This is a genomic window from Bradyrhizobium sp., from assembly GCF_049512235.1.
GTDB lineage: Bacteria > Pseudomonadota > Alphaproteobacteria > Rhizobiales > Xanthobacteraceae > Bradyrhizobium.
Map to the genome: position 1 here is coordinate 1 of NZ_JBEKXH010000487.1, position 4794 is coordinate 4794.

At 62.6% G+C, this 4794-nt stretch carries 6 protein-coding genes; 1 reads left to right on the forward strand and 5 read right to left on the reverse strand.

All coding sequences use genetic code 11. The annotated features are described in order from the left end of the window. Nucleotides 1–403 (forward strand): OsmC family protein (locus ABSG20_RS30125; RefSeq protein WP_423868107.1); only part of this gene is annotated, 403 nt, incomplete at its 5' end. 15 nt (nucleotides 404–418) lie between these two features. On the opposite strand, the gene ABSG20_RS30130 is transcribed toward ABSG20_RS30125, so the two are convergent. From ABSG20_RS30130 to ABSG20_RS30150, 5 genes are all read right to left on the reverse strand, one after another. Further along, entirely contained in the window at nucleotides 419–1357 is a 939-nt protein-coding gene (locus tag ABSG20_RS30130; protein WP_423868108.1) for a polyphosphate kinase 2 family protein, read from the reverse strand. A gap of 142 nt (nucleotides 1358–1499) precedes the next feature. Then, on the reverse strand, nucleotides 1500–2198 hold the full coding sequence (locus ABSG20_RS30135) for an NUDIX hydrolase (RefSeq protein ID WP_423868109.1): 699 nt from the start codon (nucleotides 2196–2198) through the stop codon (nucleotides 1500–1502). 6 nt (nucleotides 2199–2204) lie between these two features. Continuing rightward, nucleotides 2205–3233 carry an ABC transporter substrate-binding protein gene (locus ABSG20_RS30140; protein WP_423868110.1) on the reverse strand — a complete coding sequence of 343 codons (1029 nt, stop codon included), beginning with the start codon at nucleotides 3231–3233 and terminating at the stop codon, nucleotides 2205–2207. 84 nt (nucleotides 3234–3317) lie between these two features. Further along, nucleotides 3318–4103 carry an ABC transporter permease gene (locus ABSG20_RS30145; RefSeq protein ID WP_423868111.1) on the reverse strand — a complete coding sequence of 262 codons (786 nt, stop codon included), beginning with the start codon at nucleotides 4101–4103 and terminating at the stop codon, nucleotides 3318–3320. Between the two features lie 180 nt (nucleotides 4104–4283). Then, nucleotides 4284–4794 (reverse strand): 3-hydroxyacyl-CoA dehydrogenase family protein (locus tag ABSG20_RS30150; protein ID WP_423868112.1); only part of this gene is annotated, 511 nt, incomplete at its 5' end.

Below are 4794 nucleotides of genomic sequence, written 5' to 3' on the forward strand. Positions count from 1 at the left end.
GGACTATCGTGCCTACGAACGGGCGCATGTGATCAGCGCGCCCGGCAAGACCGATATTCAGGGATCATCGGATGCCTGCTTCCGTGGCGACAAGACCAAATGGAGCCCCGAGGACCTGTTCGTTGTCTCGGTTTCGACCTGTCACAAGCTTTGGTATCTTCACCTGTGCGCAACAGCCGGCGTGGTTGTGCTCGCGTATCGCGACGACCCGGTCGGAACCATGATCGAGGAAGCCGACGGCAGCGGCCGCTTCACGAGCGTGGTTCTGCACCCCAAAGTCAAAGTCGCCGCCGGATCGGACAAGGCGAAGGCCATCTCGCTGCACCATGAGGCCCACACGATGTGCTTCATCGCCAATTCCGTTTCATGTCCGATATCGACGGAACCGACGCTGGTCGAATGATTTTCAGGACGGACCCTACGATTTCGCCGCCTTCTTTTTGCCGCCGCCCTTGCCCTCATTCTCCAGCGCCTTGCGCACCGCGTCGAATTCCGCGAGCGAGGCCTTGTCGGCGCGCGGGAAGTGCAGATTGAGCGCCGCCAGCGCGCTGACGATCGCCGAGCCGATCACCACCCGCGCGAACCATTTGTGATCGGCCGGCACCACATGCCAAGGCGCGAACGCGGTCGAGGTATGCCTGACGATGTCCTGATACACCGCCATGTAGCGCGGCCACAGCGCGCGCTCGCTGATGTCGGCCATCGAAAATTTCCAGTTCTTCGACGGTACATCCAGCCGTTCGAGAAAGCGCTTGCGCTGCTCCTCCTTGGAAACATTGAGGAAGAATTTCAGGATCACCGTGCCGTTGCGCGAGAGATAGCGCTCGATCGCGGTAATATCCTCGAACCGCTCGCGCCAGATATTTCTCGAAACCAGCCGGGGCGGAATCTTCTCTTCCTTGAGCAGGTCCGGATGCACCCGGGTTATCAGGCATTCCTCATAATAAGAGCGATTGAAGATGCCGATGCGGCCGCGCTCCGGCAGCGCGATCATGGTGCGCCACATGAAATCATGATGAAGTTCATGGGTGGTCGGCTGCTTGAACGAAGTGACCTCGCAGCCCTGCGGATTGACGCCATCGAAGATGGCCTTGATGGCGCTGTCCTTGCCGGCCGCATCGATGCCCTGAAAGATCAGGAGCAGCGACCAGCGATCCTGCGCGTAGAGCCGCTCCTGAAAATCGTTCAGCCGCTTGCGGTTGGCGTCGAGGATCTTTTCGGCCTTGTCCTTGTCCAGACCGCCCTTCTCGTTGGTCTTGTGCGACCTCAGATGGAATGCGCCCGATCCGTCGAAGCGGAACGGCGCGACAAAGGGTTTTAGTTCGGCGGCGAGCGATGGCGAGGATTTCTTGCTCATGTCGGATCAACACTCCGGTTCTGCGGCTTGATCGTGGCCCGGATCAGTGAAGCGATATCCGGGGATGAAACCCGATGCCGCTCCCGGATATCGCCATCGGCCGGCTTTGCGCCGGCCGATGGCTGATCCGGACTACGGCGCGTTATCTTGCAAACTGCTTCTCCAAGAACGCGGTGACAAAACGCGGCATTGCCGTGGTAAGATCGCCGATATCGCGAACCAGATGGATCGCAGAAAGTTCCGGCTGCTGCTGCCGGGCCAGATTGGCTTCGATTCCGGCACGCAGCGCCGCGCCGGTCAGATCGGAAGCCAAAATCCGGATCATCGCAATCGAAACCCCTGATACCACGCAATCCCAGTGCGCGCCGGCGCGGTAATCCTTCGATGTCAGGCCGGTTTCCTCCTCGACCTCGCGCTCGACGCTTCCGGCAATATCGACGGCGCCATCCCTGATGTCGTCGAGGTCGGGCGTTCCCGACGGAAAATAGATGCGTCCGGCGTTCGACGTGTGCTGGCCCATTTCACCCAGCACGAACGCGCCGTCAGAGCCCCGCAGCGCACCCATGCCGAAGCCGTTGAACACTTCTTGGTCCGGAAAGCCCCAGTCGCGCCACGCCAGCATGCTGGCAAAATCAGCCTCGAAATAACTGGCGCTGAAGTGCTCGGCGGCAAAGACCGGGTCGCGCGCCAGCAGCACGCGGCCATTCCAGATCGGCCTCTCGCCCTGCTTGACGGCAAAATGCGCATCGATGCCGGCGCGCCGCTCAACGGCGAACGACCACGGCCGGGGCTGCACGGGCAGGTCGAGCGTCGTCACGCGGTGGATGGCGGTCTGCGTCATGCCGCTCTATTTCGCATCCATCCCCGTCGTCTTGCGGGCCTGGTCGACATATTTGTTGGTGAAGGTCTTGCTGACGTCGATATTTGCCTTGGCGACCTCGGGCGAACTCTCGCTGAACACCGCCAGCACCGCGTCCGCCCCCTTGGGGTCCATCCTGCCGCTTTCCGAATACATCGGGATCGTGTTCTTGAGCGCCGCGAGATAGAGTTCCTTGTTCTTGCCGACGATTTCGGCGGGCATTTTCGCCATGATCTCCTCCGGCGAATGCGCGTGGATCCAGCTCAGCGTGTTCAGGATCGCGCCGGTCAGCGCCTGCGCTTCTTTCTCGTGCGAGGTGACCCACGCCGTGGCGCTGTAGAGCGCGCCACCCGGATACTCGCCACCGAACACTGCAAGCGTGTCCCTTTGGGTGCGGGTATCTGAGAGGATGCGCAGGTCGGGATGGCCGCCCTGAAGCACCGTGACCGAGGGATCGAGCATCACGGCGGCGTCGATCTGGCCCTGTTCCATCGCCGCCACCGCGGTCGCGCCAAGACCGACCCCGATCACCGACGTGCCCGCGGGGTCGAGACCGTTTTTCTTCAGGAGATATTTGAGAAAGAAATCGGTCGAGGAGCCCGGCGCGCTGACGCCGACTTTCTTGCCGGCCAGATCCGCAATCGACTTGATTTCGCCGGTGTGCGCGGGCGACACCACCAGAACCAGGCCCGGGTAGCGGTCATAGACGACAAAAGCCGTCAGCGCCTGCTTCTTGGCGGCGAGATTGACGCAATGATCAAAATAGCCGGAAACCACGTCGGCGCTGCCGCCGAGCACCGCCCTGAGCGCGTCGGAACCGCCCTTCAGATTGACCAGTTCGACCGCAAGGCCGGCCTTCTCGTATTCACCGAGCCGCTCGGCCAGCACGGTCGGCAGATAGCACAGGCAGTCGCCGCCTCCGACCGCGATCGTGATCTTGCTTTGTGCGACCGCAAGGCCGGAGGTCAGCAGCAATGCCAGCAGCGCGCCGGCAAACCTGCCAAGAACAGTCCTCATGATTTCCTCCGTGCCTTGATGGCGTTACCGTAGAGCAGCGCGCGCCGCTTGAGAAGGCGGTCGTGGGGCCTCATGGTCTAGCTGCTAATGCCCCTCATGCGCCTGCGGCCGCCAGACCAGGAGGCGCCGCTCGACAAAGGTCACCCCCCAGTCGATCAGGATGACGAAGGCCGACAGCACCAGCATTCCGGCAAAGACGCCGGCGACATCGAACACGCCCTCGGCCTGCTGGATCAGATAGCCGAGCCCGGCCGCGGAGCCGAGATATTCGCCGACCACGGCACCGACCACGGCGAAGCCGACCGAGGTATGCAGCGAAGAGAACATCCAGGACAGCGCCGAGGGCCAGTACACGTGCCGCACCAGCTGCCGTTCGCTCATGCCAAGCATGCGGCCATTGGCCAACACCGTGCGGCTCACTTCCCTGACGCCCTGATAGACGTTGAAGAACACGATGAAGAACACCAGCGTGACGCCGAGCGCGACCTTCGACCAGATGCCCAAGCCCAGCCACAGCGTGAAAATCGGCGCCAGCACGACCCGCGGCAGGGCGTTGGCCATTTTCACATAGGGGTCGAACACCGCCGCGACCAGCGGCTTTCGCGCGAACCAGAAGCCGACCATGACGCCAGCGAGCGAACCGATCGCAAAAGCGAGAATCGATTCCCATAGCGTGATCAGCAGGTGTTTCCAGATCACGCCGCTTGCAAACCAGTCGACGATCTGGCTGCCGACATCGATGGGGTTGGAAAAGAAGAACGGCGGCAGCAGCACGCGCCCGAAGATCGGCACGGTGGCCAAGAGCTGCCACAGCCCCAGCACGACGATGGCGACGAGCAACTGGCAAAGCAGAAGTGTCAAGCGCGACATTCTCTGGTCCTAGAGTCCGACCGAACATGCAAACATCTAGTGGATCGATTCCATGAAACCTATCATTTCAGGCCACGAGCGTTGGCCTCTCGCTCCCTCTCCCGCACCCGGACGAAGCTTCGCTTCGCCTAGGCGGGGCATCGCAAGCTTCGATATGATCAGAACGTCGGAGACGCTCGCCTAGTCCCGCTCCAGCACCGGCGGCCGGGCCAGGCCGAAATGCCGCAGCAGCTCGACCAGCGCGCCGAGGCGCTGCTCGCGATAGGCCTCGATGTCGAGGCCGGTGTAGTCGAGGAAGCCCGCGCCGGTGCGCAGGCCGATGCGGCCCTCGCGCATGTTGCGGGCGATCACGTCGGGCGCGCGATAGCGGTCGCTGCCGAGCGCGCCCTCGAGATAGCGGCTGGCGTAATAGAGAATGTCGCCGCCGCCCCAGTCGATGAATTCCAGAAGCCCGAGCACGGCGTAGCGGAACCCGAAACCGTAGCGGATCGCCTTGTCGATATCCTCCGCAGTGGCGACGCCTTCCTCCACCATCCGCGCCGCTTCGTTCATGGCCAGCGCCTGGATCCGCGGCACGATGAAGCCGGGCGTGGCGGCGCATACCACCGGCACCTTGCCGATGCCTTCGAGCAGGGTTTTGACTCGCGCAGTTACGTCAGGATCGGTCGCAGCGCCCGGCGAAATCTCGACC